Here is a 17232-nt window from a genome sequence, read left to right on the forward strand (position 1 = left end):
CTCTCTGGCGTCGGTCAGCGAGCGCCGAGCAGGTGCTCGGTTGCGAGCTGCTGCAGGCGGACGAAGCCGAAGCCCTTGCCGTTGAAGTACGCGTCGTGATCGAAGTCTTCGAACGCTGACTTGTCTGCGAGCAGGTCGTCGTAGGTTTCACCATCGGAGAGGGTGGTGACGGCGAGCTCGGTGACGCGCGACGCTTCGAGGGCCTCCTGCACTTCGGGGTCCGCGCGGAAGGCAGCGGCGCGCTCCTTCAGCATGAGGTAGTTCGACATGTTCGCGGCAGCGGAATCCCACACACCGTTTTCGTCCTCGGTGCGGCTGGGCTTGTAGTCGAAGTGGCGAGGTCCGTCGTAGGTGGGACCGCCCTGGGGCGAACCGTTCTCGAGCAGGTCGACGAGCGAGAAGGCGTTGTAGAGGTCGCCGTGGCCGAACACGAGGTCCTGGTCGTACTTGATGCCGCGCTGGCCGTTGAGGTCGATGTGGTACAGCTTGCCCTGGTAGAGCGCCTGAGCGATTCCGGAGGTGAAGTTGAGCCCGGCCATCTGCTCGTGACCGACCTCGGGGTTCACGCCGAACAGTTCGGGGCGCTCGAGGGTCTCGATGAACGCGATCGCGTGGCCGAGGGTCGGCAGCAGGATGTCGCCGCGGGGCTCGTTCGGCTTCGGTTCGATCGCGAACCGGATGTCGTATCCCTTGTCTGTAACGTACTGCGCGAAGACGTTGAGGGCTTCACGGTAACGCTCGAGGGCGCTCTGGATGTCCTTGGCCGAGTCGTACTCGGCGCCTTCGCGTCCACCCCACATGACGAAGGTCTTCGCCCCGAGCTCGACGCCGAGTTCGAGCTGGCGCATGGCCTTGCGCATCGCGAACCTGCGGACGTCGCGGTCGTTGGAGGTGAATCCGCCGTCTTTGAACACGGGGGCGCTGAAGAGGTTGGTGGTGACCATCGGCACGATGATTCCGGTGTCTGCCATGGCCTGCTTGAGGCGGTCGATCTGCTTCTGGCGCTCGGCGTCGGTAGAGCCGAAGGCGAACAGGTCGTCGTCGTGGAAGGTGAGTCCGTATGCACCGAGTTCCGCGAGCTTCTCGACGGCGTGAACGACGTCGAGGGGTGCGCGGGTCGGGCCACCGAACGGGTCGGCTCCGTTGTAGCCGACGGTCCAGAGGCCGAAGGAGAATTTGTCGTCACGGGTGGGGGTTAATGCTGGCACGAGGGCTCCTTTGCGGCGGACCGATAAAATGTTGTCGTGCACAACCTATCCCGATAATGGTCGACCGTCAATGCTCGACTATTGACGCGTGGGTGTGGTCTTCAGCCAACGCACCTGCCGCAACCACTGATGCCCCTGTCCGCCCTCGTGGTTGTTGTGGGGATATACCTCGATCTCGCTTTGACCGGCGTAAGAGTTGTACGCGGCGAAGACGGTGGAGGGCATCACAACCTCATCCATCAGCGCCACGGAGAACAGGGCAGGCGCAGTCGCGCGACGAGCGAAGTTCACGCCGTCAAAGTAGCTGAGGGTCGCGAGCACGGTGTCAGTCTGGTCGCGATGCACGGCGAGGTAGCGGGTGATTTCCGTGAAGGGAGGCATCGGAGTCACCTCGATTGCCCGGCGGAAGTGGCACAGGAACGGCACATCCGGCATCACCGCCCAGAGGTCATCGCGCAGGCCAGCGACGGCGAGCGTGATGCCCCCACCCTGGCTGCCGCCGGTGGCGGCGATCCTGTCCACGTCGACGAATGGCAGCTCGCGCACGGCGTCCACCAGGCGAACGGCGTCGGTGAAGACGCGACGGTAATAGTAGTCGGCAGGGTCGAGGATGCCACGGGTCATCGATCCCGGAAACGCGGAACCCGCGCCGTGCGGGTCGGGGGTCTCTCCACCGGAGCCCCAGGCGCTGCCCTGGCCACGGGTATCCATGACCACATTGACGAAGCCGCTCGCCGCCCACCCCAGATGTTCGTGCGGAAGTCCGCGCCCTCCGCCGTATCCCACGAACTCGACCACCGTCGGCAGCGGGCCCTCGAGGTGGCGCGGTCGGATGACCCAGGCGCGCACCGGTTCACCCGCGAAACCGGGGAAGGTGAGGTCTTCGACGATCACTTCGCTCAGTGTGGATTCCACGGGGTCGAGCTGCACGTCGCCCCCGGCATCACGAGACTCGGCGAGCGTCGACGCCCAGAACTCGTCGAAATCTGCGGGCTCGGTCACCTCGGGTGTGAAAGCCTTGAGTTGTTCCAGGGGAAGGTCTGTCAGCGGCACAGCGGGCTCCTCGAATGTTGTGGGTGATTCGAAAAAAGAGTCTGACACAGCGCCGTCGAGCCGGTCGCTCACTGGCCGCGTATGGTGTGGCTGTGACAATCACCGAAGGCAAGGGAAGCCGCAACGAGTCGGTGCGGCGAGACAACCTCTCGACCGTGCTCGGTCTGGTGCACCGCAGCGGCGGGCTCGCCCGTTCCGCGCTGACCGTTGCGACGGGCCTGAATCGTTCGACGATAGCCGCGTTGGTGGCAGAGCTCGTGGCGCTCGAACTCGTCACCGAGGGCATCGCCGATCCCACCAGAAGGGTCGGTCGACCGTCGCCCCAGGTGCAGCCCGGGTCGCAGCCGGTGGCGGTGGCCGTGAATCCCGAGGTCGACGCCATCACGGTGGGCCTCGTGGGACTGTCGGCGCGGGTCGAGCATCGCGTGCGTCATGAGATGGATCATCCGGCGACTCCCGAAGAGACCGCCAGGATCATCGCTGACCTGCTGACGACTCTGGCCCCCGAGCTGCGCGGTCGTCGACTGCTCGGCATCGGACTCGCCGTGCCCGGCCTGGTGCGTGCGAGGGACGGTATCGTGCGATGGGCTCCGCACCTCGACTGGACCGACGCCCCGCTCGCCGAACTGGTCGAGTCGGAGACGGGTGTTCGTGCGTATGTCGGCAACGATGCGAGCCTGGGCGCGTTGGCCGAGCACCTCTTCGGGGTCGGTCGGGATGTCGACGATCTCGTCTACATCAATGGCGGCGCCAGCGGTATCGGTGGCGGCGTGATCGTTGGCGGGCAGCCGCTCGGAGGGGTCGGCGGCTATGCGGGGGAGTTCGGGCAGAACCGCCCCGGTGTGGGCAGGCAGGCAGATCGTGTCACGGCCGACGGCACGGTGGAGGTGGAGGTCAGCCGTGCACGGCTGCTCTCGGCGCTCGAAATGACGAAGGCGGACGAACCGGAACTGCACAGCGCGCTGCTCGCCTCGACGGATCACGCGGTGCACGATGAACTGGCGCGTCAGCGCCGCATCCTGAGCGTCGCGATCAGCAACGCCATCAACGTTCTCAACCCGTCGCAGGTGGTGCTCGGCGGTTTTCTCGCCGACCTCCGGGCGATCGACGCCGAAGGGTTCGACGCCCTGGTTTCTGAGACCACGGTGCCTGCCGCATGGTCCGACGTGTCGATCCTCCCCGCCGAACTCGGCGCCGACCTCCTTCTGATCGGCGCGGCCGAGCTCGTCTTCGCGCCGCTGCTGGCAAACCCCGCGGGCGATAGCTCCGCCGACGAACCCAGGTGGGCATCGTCGAAGTAGCCTCAGTTCTCCGTTAGTCTTTAGGGCGGCAGGGCCGCAGCCGTCACCTGCTTTCTTCGCCGACCACCGTTTTGGGCTCGGTTATTGGGCGCTCTGTCTCGCCCTCCGTTTCAAGGATCATGCATGTCCGTCGTAGTTCACCCCGGTGACTCCCTCCTGCCGCGCCAGCGGCTCGTTTACGTACTCGTTCTCGGTGCGTTGACCGCGCTCGGCCCGTTCACCATCGACCTCTACCTGCCGGCCTTCCCCATCATCGAAGCCGATCTGGATGTCACGACCGCCCTGATCCAGCTGACGCTGACGGCAACGACGCTGGGGTTCGCCTTCGGGCAACTGCTGGTCGGGCCGTGGAGTGACAACGTGGGCCGCCGACTTCCGCTGATCGTCGCAACCGCGGTGCATGTCTTCGCAAGCATCGGTGTTGCCATGGCGCCCGGCATCGAGTGGCTGTTGGTGTTCCGTGTGCTGCAGGGCGCGGGGGCGGCAGCCGGCGGTGTGGTCGCCATGGCTGTGGTGCGCGACCTGTTCGGCGGGCTTCCGCTGGTCAGGATGCTGTCGAGGCTGGCACTGGTGAACGGACTCGCGCCGATCCTCGCGCCCCTGATCGGCTCACAAATGCTGCTGCTCTTCCCGTGGCGTGGAATCTTCGTGGTCCTCGCTGGTTACGGGGTGTTTGTGGTGCTCGCCGCGGTGTTCTTCATCGTCGAAACGCTTCCCCCGGCCCGCCGGAAGGATCTCGGGCACAGCACCATCGGCCAGCGTTATGGGTCGCTTCTGAGAGACAGGGTGTTTATCGGGGTCGCCATCATCGGCGGAATGACATTCTCGGGGCTCTTCACCTACCTGTCGTCGTCATCATTTCTCTTCCAGGATGTCTACGGCCTCGACCCGCAGCAATACGGCCTGCTCTTCGCAGTCAACTCGCTGGGGATCGTCTCCGGGGTGCAGATCAGCGCCTTCCTGATGCGGTACATCGGGCCGCAGTGGATCCTCGCGGGAGCGGGGGTCGTGCTGCTGCTGACCTCCGCCATCATCGTGTTCGTCAACATCAATGGGGGAGGCCTGTTCGGCATCCTTGTGCCCCTGTTCTTCTTCATCATGGCCTGTGGTTTCTCGTTCCCGGCCACCCAGGTGCTCGCGCTCAACGGCCACGGCAGTGAGGCAGGCACGGCGGCGTCGCTGCTGGGTGCGCTCAACTTCGGTCTCGCTGGGCTCATCTCGCCCATTGTCGGGCTCTTCGGCATCAACAACGCCATCGCCATGGGGTCGATCATGGGGCTGACCGCGGTGGTGTCCATCGTCGTGATGTGGATCGTGGTGCGCCCTCGCACAGTGCCTGCACTATCGCGCTGAGCTGCGCAAGGGGGCACCTCTTCGCCGCACGCGGGGTTAGCGTGATTTCATGACCACCCCCATCACTCCAGAACGCGCGCGCAAGGTATCGCGACGCTGGCCCATCATCAGCGGCGGCACCGCTGTCGCGCTGGCCGTAACTCTTGGTCTGCTCGTCGCCTTCCGGGAGGGGCCATACGGTTTCGACACGGAATGGCTCGACGAGCTGGTCGAGCACCGAAACCCCTTTTGGGATGCTCCCGCGTTAGCGATGAATTTCCTCGGCGGGGGATGGTTCGGCATCTTCGTGGTGCCGATCGCGATCGCCGTGACCCTGCTGTTGATCAAGAGGCGTTGGTCCGCTCTCTACTTCGTGCTGGCGACGATCGTGAGCGCCGGGCTCGTGCAATTACTCAAGACGTTGTTCGGTCGCGACCGCCCGCTCGACATGCTCGTCAGCGCGGACCCCGGGTCGTTCCCGTCTGGCCACGTGGCCAACGCCGCGACCATGGCGGTGGCGCTCGCCATCCTGTTTCAGCGCGTCTGGGTGTGGGCGGCCGGCGGCGCCTACGTCGTACTCATGATGCTCAGCCGCACGTACCTCGGAGTGCACTGGCTGAGCGACACGGTGGGTGGTCTGCTGCTGGGTGCCGCCGTGGCGATACTCCTGTGGGCGCCACTGGCGACGAGGCTGCAGCGGGAATGGAGTGCGCCCGCCGCGAAGGCGCGATAGCGTCACGAGTATGAGAATCCTTCTGGTCGGTGCTGGCGGCGTCGGCGACGCTATTGCGAAGATCGCGGCCCGCCGCGACTTCTTCGAGACGATGATCGTGAGCGACTACGACATCTCCCGCGCCGAGCGCACCGTTGCGTGGATCACTGCCCGGCACGGCGACCAGGGTGCACGATTCGTGGCGGCACAGATCGACGCGTCTGACCCCGACAACGTGGCAACCGTCGCGCAGGAACACGGCGCCACGTACGTGATGAATGCGGTGGAGCCGAAGTTCGTGCCGACCATCTTCGCCGGCGCGCTTGCCGCTGGCGCGAACTACGTCGACATGGCGATGAGCCTGTCTGAGCCGCATCCCACCGACCCGCACAATGAGACCGGCGTGAAGCTCGGTGATGACCAGTTTGCCCAGGCCCCCGATTGGGAGACCGCGGGACGACTCGCACTCGTCGGGATGGGGGTCGAGCCCGGACTCAGCGACGTGTTCGCGCGCTACGCGGCAGACCATCTCTTCAGCGAGATCGACGAACTCGGCGTGCGTGACGGCGCAAACCTGGTGGTGCGCGATGAGGCAGGCAACGAGATTTTCGCGCCATCCTTCAGCATCTGGACCACCATCGAGGAGTGCCTGAACCCGCCGGTGATCTGGGAGAAAGATCGCGGCTGGTACACGACGGCGCCGTTCAGCGAGCCGGAGGTGTTCGTTTTTCCGGAGGGCATCGGCGCGGTCGAGTGCGTCAACGTCGAGCACGAAGAGGTGCTGCTCATGCCCCGCTGGGTCGACGCGAAACGCGTCACCTTCAAGTACGGGCTCGGTGACGAATTCATCGGAATCCTGAAGATGCTCAACCAGCTCGGACTCGACAAGACAGAACCCGTTCGCGTGCGATCGGCCGACGGCCCCGTGATGGTGGCCCCGCGAGACGTCGTGGCAGCGGGCCTACCCGACCCTGCGACGATCGGCCCCCGGATGACCGGCAAAACCTGCGCGGGCCTGTGGGTGACCGGAACCGGGGTGGCCGGCGAGCCGCGCGAGGTGTACCTGTACCACGTGAGCGACAACGAGTGGACGATGGCCGAGTATGAGGCGCAGTGCGTGGTGTGGCAGACCGCACTCAACCCGGTCATCGCGCTCGAGCTGCTGGCCACGGGCGCGTGGGAGGGCACGGGTGTGCTCGGCCCGGAGGCATTCGACGCCACACCGTTCCTCACGTTGATGGCGCGACCGGTCGACGACGGCGGTTACGGTCAGGTCTGGGGCATGGAGGATCGACTGGCCTAGCCGCGCACGCTCTGTCGATGAGTCATAAGCTGGCCACCATGACGGATGCAGCAGCACAGGTCGAAGCAGCGCGAAAAGCACTCGCCGATGCGGAGGCCGCACTGGCGGCCGAGCAGGCTGCCCCTCCCGCCGAGGAAGGCCCGCCGCCAGCCGGACCGCTGACCTCAACCGAGGTGGACGAGATTCGCGTCGGTTACACCTTTGACGCTCCCGCGCTGGAGATGGGCGCCCTCGTCAACGGCGACGCGCTCGCCGATGTGCCGATCCGCATCCCGATCTCCATGGTCAACCGTCACGGACTGGTCGCCGGTGCCACGGGTACCGGAAAGACGAAGACGCTGCAGGTGCTCGCCGAGCAGCTCTCCGCGGCGGGGGTGCCCGTGTTTGCGGCCGACATCAAGGGCGACCTCTCCGGGATCGCGAGCGAGGGCACGTCGAGCCCGAAGCTGCTGCAACGCACCGAGAGCATCGGCCAGCACTGGGCGGCCGCGGCCAGCCCCACGGAATACTTCACGCTCGGGGGCCTCGGCACCGGCATCCCGATTCGGGCGACGGTCTCGAGTTTCGGTCCGCTGCTGCTCAGCAAAGTTCTGGGCCTCAACGACACCCAGGAGTCGAGCCTTGGGCTCGTGTTCCACTACGCCGATCGCGCGGGGCTCCCGCTGGTCGACCTCAGTGACCTTCGTGCCGTGCTCAAGTGGCTCACGAGCGAGGAGGGCAAACCCGAGTTGAAGGATCTCGGCGGGCTTTCGGGTGCGACGGCCGGCGTCATCCTGCGCGAACTGATCGGGTTCTCAAACCAGGGCGCCGATGTCTTTTTCGGCGAGCCAGAGATCGACACGAGCCTGTTCCTGCGCACCACGGCCGACGGCAAGGGCATCGTGAGCCTGCTCGAGGTTCCCAGCGTTCAGGATAAGCCCGCGGTCTTCTCGACCTTCCTGATGTGGCTGCTGGCCGACCTGTTCAACGACCTGCCCGAGGTCGGCGACATCGCCAAGCCGAAACTGGTGTTCTTCTTCGACGAGGCGCATCTGCTCTTCAACGGCGCATCCAAAGACTTCATCGCCTCGATCACCCAGACGGTGAGGCTCATCCGGTCGAAGGGCGTCGGCATTTTCTTCGTCACGCAGACGCCGAAGGATGTTCCGAGCGAAGTGCTCGCCCAGATCGGGTCTCGCGTGCAGCACCAGCTGCGGGCGCACACCCCGGATGACGCGAAGGCGCTCAGGGCGACGGTCTCGACGTACCCGACCTCGGGCTACGACCTCAAAGAGGTGCTCACCACCCTGGCCACCGGTGAGGCGATCATCACGGTCATGAACGAGAAGGGAGCGCCGTCGCCCGTGTCATGGACGCGGCTTCGTGCGCCACAAGGCTCCATGTCGCCGACACCCCTCGCGGCAATGCAGGCGACGGTGGCGGCAAGCCCGCTGCTGGCGCAGTACGGCACCGCGGTCGACCGGGAGTCCGCCCGCGAAATCCTCGCGACCAAGATGAACGCGGCCGCTGCCGCAGAGGCCCAGGTGGATGCCCAGAAGGAGGCAGCGCAGAAAGCCAAAGACGCGGCGAAAGCACAGGCCGACTACGAGAAGGCTGTGCGAGACATGGCAAAAAGCTCGGCTCCGAAGTCGCGACCGCGCACCACCACACGCACGACGACGCGCAAAGACGACAACCCGATCGGCGACATTCTGGGCTCGCGCACCGGACAGACCGTCGTGCGGGAAGTGTTGCGCGGGATCTTCTCGACCCTGAAACGGCGCTAAGGCCGGGGGAGGGTCCCCACGATTTCGTGCATCACGATCCCGGCAACGCCGGTCGCGACGATGGCGGCAAGAAATACCAGGACGCCCAAAATAGGGCGACGTTCGTACCAGTAGCCGAGGTCGGGGAACTCGTGAAGGATCTCCTTCGTCGACATGATCTCGGCTTTGGCGATGAGCGGCACATCGAGGGTGGCTGCGACGAGATCCATGTCGGTTCGCGTCCAGAATCGACCGCGCATCCTGACCAGAATTTTTCCGTCGTGACCGCGCACGAACAGCTGAGGAACCCCCTCCGGCTGCGCGGCATACGACGTGTTCACGAGAACGGCAGAACCGATCTCGTCCTTGGTGAACGTCGTCAGGTTTCGGAAGAAAGCCCGCTCCGAGATGCTCGTCGGGTCGACCAGTACGAAGGCCCTCAGGTAGCGAACGATGGCGAGACCGACGATGAGTGTCGCCACGATCTGGGTACACAGCACCGCGGGCCATGGGCCCAAAGGAGAAGTGATGTAATACAACGCCCCGAAAACCGGGACAAAGAACACGGCGAGCGCGGCAAGTCCACGAGGTAACAGGTACGAATGCGGACGTAGGCGGATGCTGTCAGTCAATCGTCGTACCGTCGCAACCGCTGACCACAGATTCCCCCAGTGTCTGTGACAGATGCCACTCAAATCGACAATTCGCGTCACACCAGAGCGGAGAATGGGGGATTCGAACCCCCGAGGGCTTGCACCCAACCAACTTTCCAAGCTGGCGCCATAGGCCACTAGGCGAATTCTCCTGGCCGGTCATCCAACTGTTGCAATGACCTCAAGGAATCATAGCCGTTGAATGCCGAGGCCGCGTGCACGGGCTACAATCGTTGTGGCTCCTCGCGTGGCGCCACCTTGGCCAACTCCCCCAGGACGGAAACGTAGCAAGGGTAACCGGGCTCTGGCGGGTGCGCGAGGGGTCTTTTACGTTAAACTTTCGGCCAGGCGCTTCGCGCGGCCGACATCCCACTTCGTGGGATCTTGTATGAGACTCCCATGGTGGGCGGGTTTCAGGCCTTTAGGCTGAGCAACATGGCTCGTTCGATTTATGTCACGTCCGCTGAAGGTCACTCCGGTAAGTCATCAATAGCCCTCGGGGTGCTCGACACCCTCCTTCGAACGGTAGAGCGGGTGGGAGTCTTCCGGCCGGTCGCGCGGTCGACCGCCGAGCCCGACTACGTGCTCGAACTGCTGCTGGGGCGTGACGGCGTGAACCTCGACTACGACGAGTGCATCGGCACGACCTACGAGGCCGTGCACGAGGATCCGGATGCGGCGCTCTCGCGCATCGTCGAGCGGTTCAAGGCCGTCGAGAGCCAGTGCGACGCTGTCGTCATCGTCGGCTCCGACTACACCGATGTGGCAACCCCCACCGAGCTCGGATTCAACGCCCGTGTTGCCGCAAACCTCGGCGCGCCCGTGCTGCTCGTGCTGACCGGGCGGGAGCCGAGCGAGTCTCGCGCGCGGACCGCCGACGAACTCCGGCAGGTGGCCGAGCTGAGCCTTCCCGAGCTGACCGCCGCCCACGCCAGCCTTCTCGCGGTGATAGCGAACCGGGCGGATCCGGAAGCCCTCGACGAGATAGTCGGGGCTCTGTTCAAGGCTGCTGCCGTGCCATCCTGGGCCATTCCCGAGGATCAGGTCCTGGTGGCGCCCACCGTCGAGGCGATCATGACTGCCGTCGACGGCACGCTACTGAAGGGCGACACGGCACTGCTCGCGCGAGAGTCGCTCGGCGTCGTGATTGCCGCGATGTCGATGGAGAACGTGCTTCCGAGGCTCATCGAGGGCAGCGTGGTGGTGATTCCCGGTGATCGAAGCGAAATGGTGCTCGCGGCCCTGATGGCGCATGCATCCGGAACCTTCCCGTCGCTCGCGGGCATCGTGCTGAACGGCGGATTCGAGCTGTCACCGGTGATCGACAGGCTGATCGAGGGACTCGACGAGTCCCTGCCCATCATGGTCACCGAGTACGGCACGTACGCCACCGCGCAACGCATCGTGCAGACGCGCGGGCGGCTGACCGCGACATCCCAGCGCAAAATTGACACGGCACTCGCGCTGTTCGAGAAGCACGTGGATTCTGACCTGCTGGCCAGCGAGCTGGGTGCCGGCCAGTCGAGCGCCGTCACACCGCTCATGTTCGAGTACGCGATTCTCGAGCGAGCCAGATCGAACCGCAAGCACGTCGTACTGCCGGAAGGCACGGACGACCGCATCCTGCTGGCGGCGGGCACGCTCCTCAGCCGCGACGTCGTCGACCTGACCATCCTCGGCGATGAGGCGGACCTTCGTGCGCGGGCGGCAGGTCTCGGGGTCGATATCAGCGCAGCGACTGTCATCGACCCGACCAGGTCTGACCTGCGCGAGCGTTTCGCGGAGGAGTACGCCCGGGCGCGCGCCCACAAGGGGATGACCGTCGAGACGGCCCGCGACATCGTCACGGATGTGTCGTACTTCGGCACCATGATGGTGCACCTTGGGCTTGCCGACGGCATGGTCTCCGGGGCGGCGCACACGACGGCGCACACCATCACCCCGGCGCTGCAGTTCATCAAGACCTCCGACGGCGTCGACGTGGTGTCGAGCGTGTTCTTCATGGCTCTGGAGGACCGCGTGCTGGTCTATGGCGACTGCGCTATCGTTCCCGACCCTGACTCTGGGCAGCTCGCAGACATCGCGATCTCGTCGGCGGGAACGGCAGCACAGTTCGGCATCGACCCGAGGATCGCGATGCTCTCCTACTCGACCGGGGAGTCCGGCTCCGGAGCCGACGTCGACAAGGTGCGTGCGGCCACCGCGCTGGTGCGTGAGCGTCGCCCCGACCTGCTCGTCGAAGGCCCGATCCAGTACGACGCGGCGGCAGACGTCGCCGTCGCGAAGACGAAGATGCCGGAATCCCAGGTCGCCGGGCGCGCGACGGTCTTCATCTTCCCCGACCTCAACACCGGCAACAACACCTACAAAGCCGTGCAGCGAAGCTCAGGGGCCGTCGCGATCGGCCCGGTGCTGCAGGGCCTGCGCAAGCCCGTGAACGACCTGTCGCGCGGCGCCCTCGTGCGCGACATCGTCAACACCGTCGCCATCACCGCGATCCAGGCCCAGGGGGTCACGGCATGACCACCGCGTTCATCGTCAACTCCGGATCGTCGTCGATCAAGTGGGAGCTGGTTGACGTCGAAACCGAGCAGCGCCTGCGCGGGGGAATCGTCGAGCGCATCGGCGAGACGGGAGCCGCGGTCGATCATGAGCACGCGATGGAGAGCATTCTCGCCGAACTCGGGGACGAGCATCCTGTGGTCATCGGCCACCGCGTTGTGCACGGCGGCAGCGAATTCACCTCCGCAACGCTGGTGACGGATGAGGTCGAGGCTGCCATCGAGCGGCTGTCGGCCCTGGCCCCGCTGCACAACCCGGCGAACCTCGCCGGCATCAGGGCGGCGCGGGCGGCCTTCCCCGGAGTGCCGAACGTTGCCGTCTTCGACACGGCATTCCACCAGTCGCTGCAACCGGCCGCATACACCTACGCGATCGACGCAGAGGTGGCCGCCGAGCACCACGTGCGCCGCTACGGCTTTCACGGAACCTCGTACCACTATGTGTCGCGGCGGGCGGCAAAACTGCTCGGCCGGCCGCTCGAAGAGCTGAAGCTCATCGTGTTCCACCTCGGCAACGGGGCATCCGTCACCGCGATCGATGGTGGTCGTTCCGTCGACACCTCCATGGGGATGACGCCGCTCGAAGGTCTCATGATGGGAACCCGTTCGGGCGACCTGGACGCCGGCATCCTGTTTCATCTGGGCAGGGCGGGATTCTCGTTGCCGGATCTCGACACGATGCTGAACCGCAGCAGCGGTCTGCTCGGGGTCGCCGGCAATGGCGACATGCGCGACGTGCAGGCTGCTGCGGCGGCGGGGGATGCCGCGGCCCGGCTTGCGCTCGACGTCTACTATCACCGCCTCCGTCACTACCTTGGGGCGTACCTCGTTGCGCTCGGGGGAGCCGACGCCGTGGTGTTCACGGCGGGCGTCGGAGAGAACAGCGCACCCACGCGGGCCGCGACGGTCGCGGGGCTGGGGTGGCTCGGCATCGAGCTGGATGCGTTCGCCAACAACCGCAACTCTCGCGATGCGAGGATCGTCTCCACCAACGGTTCGCGCGTCGCGGTGCTCGTGATTCCCACGAACGAGGAGCTGGAGATCGCGCGGCAGTCCGTCGCCGCGATCGGTTAGCGCGGCCTTCCGCCGCGCGGCTGCCCGTGCGCCGGGCCCCACACGGGCACCCGTTTCGCGCATCCAAATGAAGGAGAATTCCGCACTTGGAGCGCCCGCGCGCGGAGATTCGGCCCAGTTCTCAGAAATCTCCTTCATTTGGATGCGGGAGGCGCGCGACCCGGGCGGCCCAGGGCCCACCCGACTCCTGAAGGTCGGCGGTGGCGGCTACTGTTGACTCGTGGTTGCAGCCCTGTATCGCCGTTACCGGCCAGAGACGTTCGCCGAGCTGATCGGCCAGTCTCAGGTGACCGATCCGCTGCGCACCGCGCTGCGCACAGACCGCGTGAACCACGCCTACCTTTTCAGCGGACCCCGAGGGTGCGGCAAGACGACGTCGGCCCGCATCCTGGCCCGCTGCCTCAACTGTGTTGAGGGCCCCACAGACACCCCCTGCGGCGTGTGCCCCAGCTGTGTCGAGCTGGCCCGCGACGGCAGTGGTTCGCTCGATGTGGTCGAGATCGACGCCGCGTCGCACAACGGCGTGGATGACGCACGCGACCTGCGCGAGCGTGCGGTGTTCGCACCGGCCCGCGACAGGTTCAAGATCTTCATCCTCGATGAGGCGCACATGGTCACCCCGCAGGGCTTCAACGCCCTGCTCAAGATCGTGGAAGAGCCCCCGGAGCACGTGAAGTTCATCTTCGCGACGACCGAACCCGAGAAGGTCATCGGCACGATCCGCTCGCGCACCCACCACTACCCCTTCCGGCTGGTTCCGCCCGCCCAAATGCTCGACTATGTGCAGCAGCTCTGCGAGAGCGAGAAGGTGCACGTCGAGGCCGGCGTGCTGCCGCTCGTCGTTCGCGCTGGCGGTGGCTCGGTGCGAGACACGCTGTCGCTGCTCGATCAGCTCATTGCCGGGTCCGAGAGCGACACCGTCGACTACGAGCGCGCTGTCGCGCTGCTCGGCTACACCCACGGCGCGCTGCTCGACGAGGCCGTCGACGCCATCGGCTCGCGCGACGCTGCCGCCGCGTTCGGTGCTGTCGATCGCGTCATCCAGACCGGGCAAGACCCCCGCCGATTCGTCGAAGACCTGCTCGAACGACTTCGCGACCTCATCATCGTTGCGGCGACCTCCGGTAACGCGGCGTCGGTACTCAGGGGTGTTCCGCAAGACCAGCTCGACCGCATGGCCGCCCAGTCTGCGGCCTTCGGCCAGGCTGAGCTTTCCAGGGCTGCGGATGCCGTCAACTCCGCCCTTACGGAGATGACCGGGGCCACCTCGCCGCGGCTCCATCTCGAGCTCATGGTCGCGCGCATCCTGGTCCCGGCCAGCGACGACACCCAGCGCGGAGCGCTCGCCAGGGTCGAGCGCCTCGAGCGCCGCGTCGGGGTCGAGGGTGCGGGTGGCACTGCGTCCGCGCCTGGTCCCGCAGCTCAGGCTCCGGCAGTTCAAGGGCCGGCAGTCGCTGCTCCGCGTGCCGCGGCCCCGGCGGTCCAGGCGCCTGCAGCCGAGAAGCCTCCGGCCGCAGCCGCAGCCGCGGCCGCAGCCGCACCTCCCGTCGCGACGCCCGCGGCGCAGCCCGTGCCGGAGATCCGGTCGATTGACCCGGTGATCTCTGTGCCGGTCGGCCCCGTCACCCTCGCGCAGGTCAAAGACGCGTGGACCGAAATTCTCGAGGTCGTCAAAGACGCGCGCCTCAACGCGTGGATGGTCGTCTTCACCGCGAAGCCGCTCGAACTTCGCGACAACAATGTGCTCGTGCTGTCGTTCGCGAGCCAGCGGGATGTCGACGCGCTCAAGCAGCAGGCGGCGCCCGGGCAGGGTGTCGGCGAGCTGCTCAAGAAGGCGTTCGTGCAGGTGCTCGGCTTCGAGCCCGCCTTCATCGCCAGAGTGGATGCCTCAGCAGCGCAACAGCATGCTGCACCGCCCGCGCTCTCCACCGAAGAACCCCCCGCCGACGATTTCCCTCCGACCGAGGGCGGCGGCTGGGCCGTCGCATCCATCCCGGATTCGGAGCCGATGCCGGAGCGCGCCGAGGTTTCGGGGCTCGGCGAGAAGAAGCCGTCGGCGGCTCCACAGAAGTCCGCGCGGCCGGAGGCGCGGGCCGATGCGCCCAAGACCCAGGCTGCGCAGCCCGCCACGCAGGCCACGCCACCCGCGCCGGCCGCCAAAACCACCGCCGCGCCATCCACGAACGCTCGCTACGGTGAGGCCGTGGTGCGCCAGCTGCTCGGAGCAACGTTCATCGAGGAGCAGGCTGTCGCCCCCCGCGTGGTGCCGATGCCGAGAGACGACTAAACCATGTACGACGGAATCGTTCAGGAACTGATCGACGAGCTCGGCCGGCTCCCCGGCATCGGGCCCAAGTCTGCCCAGCGCATCGCGTTCCACATCCTGCAGACGCAGAGCTTTGATGTCACGCGCCTGTCTGAGGTGCTGCGCGACGTTCGCGATAAGGTGCGGTTCTGCGACATCTGCGGCAACGTCACCGAAGAGCAGACCTGCTCGATCTGCCGCGATCCGCGCCGCTCGCACGTCACGATCTGTGTGGTCGAGGAGGCCAAGGATGTCGTGGCGATCGAGCGAACCCGCGAGTTCAAGGGGCTGTACCACGTGCTCGGCGGCGCGATCAGCCCCATCGACGGCATCGGCCCCGACGACCTGCGGATCAAGCAGCTCGTCGGCCGGCTCGCGGACGGCTCGGTGACCGAGGTCATCATCGCCACGGACCCCAATCTCGAGGGCGAAGCGACGGCGACCTATCTCACGCGGCTGCTGCAGTATCCGAACCTTCGCGTCACACGCCTCGCGTCCGGGCTGCCGGTGGGCGGCGACCTGGAGTACGCCGATGAGGTCACCCTCGGGCGCGCCTTCGAGGGACGCCGGGTTGTGCAGAACTAGAGCCCGAGCTTCCGGCACCGTGCGACCCAGCAACATGTGTCACCGCTAGAATCTACTTTTGGGCCGTCTACGAGGCCAAAACTTTTCCGCAGGAGAACCACGTGAGCCTCATTGTCCAGAAGTTCGGGGGCTCGTCGGTCGCCGATGCCGAGAGCATCAAGCGCGTCGCCAAGCGCATCGTCGAGACCCGCAAGGCAGGCAACGAGGTTGTCGTCGTCGTCTCGGCGATGGGCGACACCACCGACGAACTGCTCGACCTCGCCAAGCAGGTCGTGCCCATCCCTACCGGCCGCGAGCTCGACATGCTTCTCACCGCGGGGGAGCGCATCGCCATGGCGCTGCTGGCGATGGCCATCCGCAGCCTCGGTATCGAGGCCCGCAGCTACACCGGCAGCCAGGCCGGCATGGTGACGGATGCCCAGCACGGGTCCGCGCGCATCGTGGAGGTGTCGCCGAAGCGGGTTCGCGAGGCCCTCGATGATGGTGCCGTGGCGATTGTTGCCGGGTTCCAGGGTTTCAACCGCGGCACCGGGGATATCACTACCCTCGGCCGCGGCGGATCCGACACCACAGCCGTCGCCCTCGCCGCCGCCCTCAATGCCGACGTGTGCGAGATCTACACCGACGTGGATGGCATCTACACTGCCGACCCGCGAGTGGTGGCATCCGCCAGAAAACTCGACAGGATCACGAGCGAAGAGATGCTCGAGCTCGCGGCGACAGGCGCCAAGGTGTTGTACATACGCGCGGTGGAATATGCCCGCAGGCACGGTGTGACGCTGCACGTGCGGTCGTCGTTCAATAACAACGAGGGCACGCTGGTCGTGAACCCGATCGAAGGAGAAAACGTGGAAGAGCCGATCGTCACCGGAGTCGCCGCAGACCTCAGCGAGGCCAAGATCACGGTCGTGGGCGTGCCCGACATGCCGGGTAAGGCCGCGCAGATCTTCACGCTCATTGCGCGCTCGAACGTCAACATCGACATGATCGTGCAGAACGTGTCATCCGCCAGCACCGGACTCACCGACATCTCGTTCACCTGCCCCAAGTCCGACGCCCAGGCCGCCATGGCCGCGCTCAACGAGCACAAGGAAGACATCGGCTTCACGTCGCTGCAGCACGACGACCAGATCGCGAAGCTCGCGGTCGTCGGCGCCGGCATGCGCACGAACGCCGGGGTGTCGGCGATGCTCTTCACCGCCCTGTTCGAGGCCGGCATCAACATCGAGATGATTTCGACCAGTGAGATCAGGATCTCGGTGGTCACCCGCGCAGATACCGTCAACGATGCCGTGCGCGTGGTTCACACGGCGTTCGGTCTCGACGGCGACGTGGAAGCTCTCGTGCACGGAGGAACCGGCCGCTAGCCACCGTGCCGTAACGCGGCCAGCGGGCGTGAG

Annotated in this window: 13 protein-coding genes, 1 tRNA gene and 1 other RNA gene; 11 read left to right on the forward strand and 4 right to left on the reverse strand. The window is 66.1% G+C overall.

Annotated features, from left to right (window positions below):
• Positions 1-14: 14 nt before the first annotated feature.
• Together xylA and QMG83_RS03825 are read right to left on the reverse strand one after the other, a co-directional pair.
• Positions 15-1208 carry a xylose isomerase gene (gene xylA / locus QMG83_RS03820; protein ID WP_283504018.1) on the reverse strand — a complete coding sequence of 398 codons (1194 nt, stop codon included), beginning with the start codon at positions 1206-1208 and terminating at the stop codon, positions 15-17.
• A 78-nt stretch (positions 1209-1286) separates the two neighbouring features.
• Positions 1287-2261 (reverse strand): acetylxylan esterase, encoded by a 975-nt coding sequence (locus tag QMG83_RS03825; protein WP_283504520.1) that lies wholly within the window; start codon positions 2259-2261, stop codon positions 1287-1289.
• A 92-nt stretch (positions 2262-2353) separates the two neighbouring features.
• Here QMG83_RS03825 and QMG83_RS03830 point away from each other — a divergent pair, with 92 nt between their 5' ends.
• From QMG83_RS03830 to QMG83_RS03850, 5 genes are all read left to right on the forward strand, one after another.
• Entirely contained in the window at positions 2354-3562 is a 1209-nt protein-coding gene (locus QMG83_RS03830; RefSeq protein WP_349357344.1) for an ROK family transcriptional regulator, read from the forward strand.
• Between the two features lie 123 nt (positions 3563-3685).
• Positions 3686-4915: a multidrug effflux MFS transporter gene (locus QMG83_RS03835; protein ID WP_283504019.1), complete on the forward strand. Its 1230-nt coding sequence runs from the start codon at positions 3686-3688 to the stop codon at positions 4913-4915.
• 49 nt (positions 4916-4964) lie between these two features.
• Positions 4965-5627 carry a phosphatase PAP2 family protein gene (locus QMG83_RS03840; protein ID WP_283504020.1) on the forward strand — a complete coding sequence of 221 codons (663 nt, stop codon included), beginning with the start codon at positions 4965-4967 and terminating at the stop codon, positions 5625-5627.
• A gap of 10 nt (positions 5628-5637) precedes the next feature.
• On the forward strand, positions 5638-6909 hold the full coding sequence (locus QMG83_RS03845) for a saccharopine dehydrogenase family protein (protein ID WP_283504021.1): 1272 nt from the start codon (positions 5638-5640) through the stop codon (positions 6907-6909).
• A gap of 17 nt (positions 6910-6926) precedes the next feature.
• On the forward strand, positions 6927-8675 hold the full coding sequence (locus QMG83_RS03850) for a helicase HerA-like domain-containing protein (RefSeq protein WP_283504022.1): 1749 nt from the start codon (positions 6927-6929) through the stop codon (positions 8673-8675).
• Here the strand turns inward: QMG83_RS03850 and QMG83_RS03855 are convergent.
• Complete coding sequence (locus QMG83_RS03855; RefSeq protein ID WP_283504023.1) at positions 8672-9286, reverse strand: hypothetical protein; 615 nt, start codon at positions 9284-9286, stop codon at positions 8672-8674. The two genes, QMG83_RS03850 and QMG83_RS03855, sit on opposite strands and share 4 nt — an antisense overlap.
• 88 nt (positions 9287-9374) lie before the next feature.
• Positions 9375-9459: transfer RNA gene (locus QMG83_RS03860), tRNA-Ser, on the reverse strand.
• An 82-nt stretch (positions 9460-9541) separates the two neighbouring features.
• On the opposite strand from QMG83_RS03860, the gene ffs reads away from it, so the two are divergent.
• The 6 genes from ffs to QMG83_RS03890 all read left to right on the forward strand — a co-directional run bounded on the left by ffs (position 9542) and on the right by QMG83_RS03890 (position 17199).
• An RNA gene (gene ffs, locus QMG83_RS03865) (signal recognition particle sRNA small type) lies at positions 9542-9638 on the forward strand.
• Between the two features lie 104 nt (positions 9639-9742).
• On the forward strand, positions 9743-11830 hold the full coding sequence (pta, locus tag QMG83_RS03870) for a phosphate acetyltransferase (protein ID WP_283504024.1): 2088 nt from the start codon (positions 9743-9745) through the stop codon (positions 11828-11830).
• On the forward strand, positions 11827-12942 hold the full coding sequence (locus tag QMG83_RS03875; protein ID WP_283504025.1) for an acetate/propionate family kinase: 1116 nt from the start codon (positions 11827-11829) through the stop codon (positions 12940-12942). The genes pta and QMG83_RS03875 overlap by 4 nt, the downstream gene beginning before the upstream one ends.
• A 220-nt stretch (positions 12943-13162) precedes the next feature.
• Positions 13163-15229 (forward strand): DNA polymerase III subunit gamma and tau, encoded by a 2067-nt coding sequence (locus QMG83_RS03880; protein WP_283504026.1) that lies wholly within the window; start codon positions 13163-13165, stop codon positions 15227-15229.
• Positions 15230-15232: 3 nt separating this feature from the next.
• The gene (gene recR, locus QMG83_RS03885; RefSeq protein ID WP_283504027.1) at positions 15233-15832 is read left to right on the forward strand and encodes a recombination mediator RecR; all 600 of its coding nucleotides are present in this window, start codon (positions 15233-15235) and stop codon (positions 15830-15832) included.
• Between the two features lie 101 nt (positions 15833-15933).
• Entirely contained in the window at positions 15934-17199 is a 1266-nt protein-coding gene (locus tag QMG83_RS03890) for an aspartate kinase (protein ID WP_283504028.1), read from the forward strand.
• Positions 17200-17232: the final 33 nt, after the last annotated feature.

This window comes from Salinibacterium sp. G-O1 (assembly GCF_030063305.1).
Lineage (GTDB): Bacteria > Actinomycetota > Actinomycetes > Actinomycetales > Microbacteriaceae > Rhodoglobus.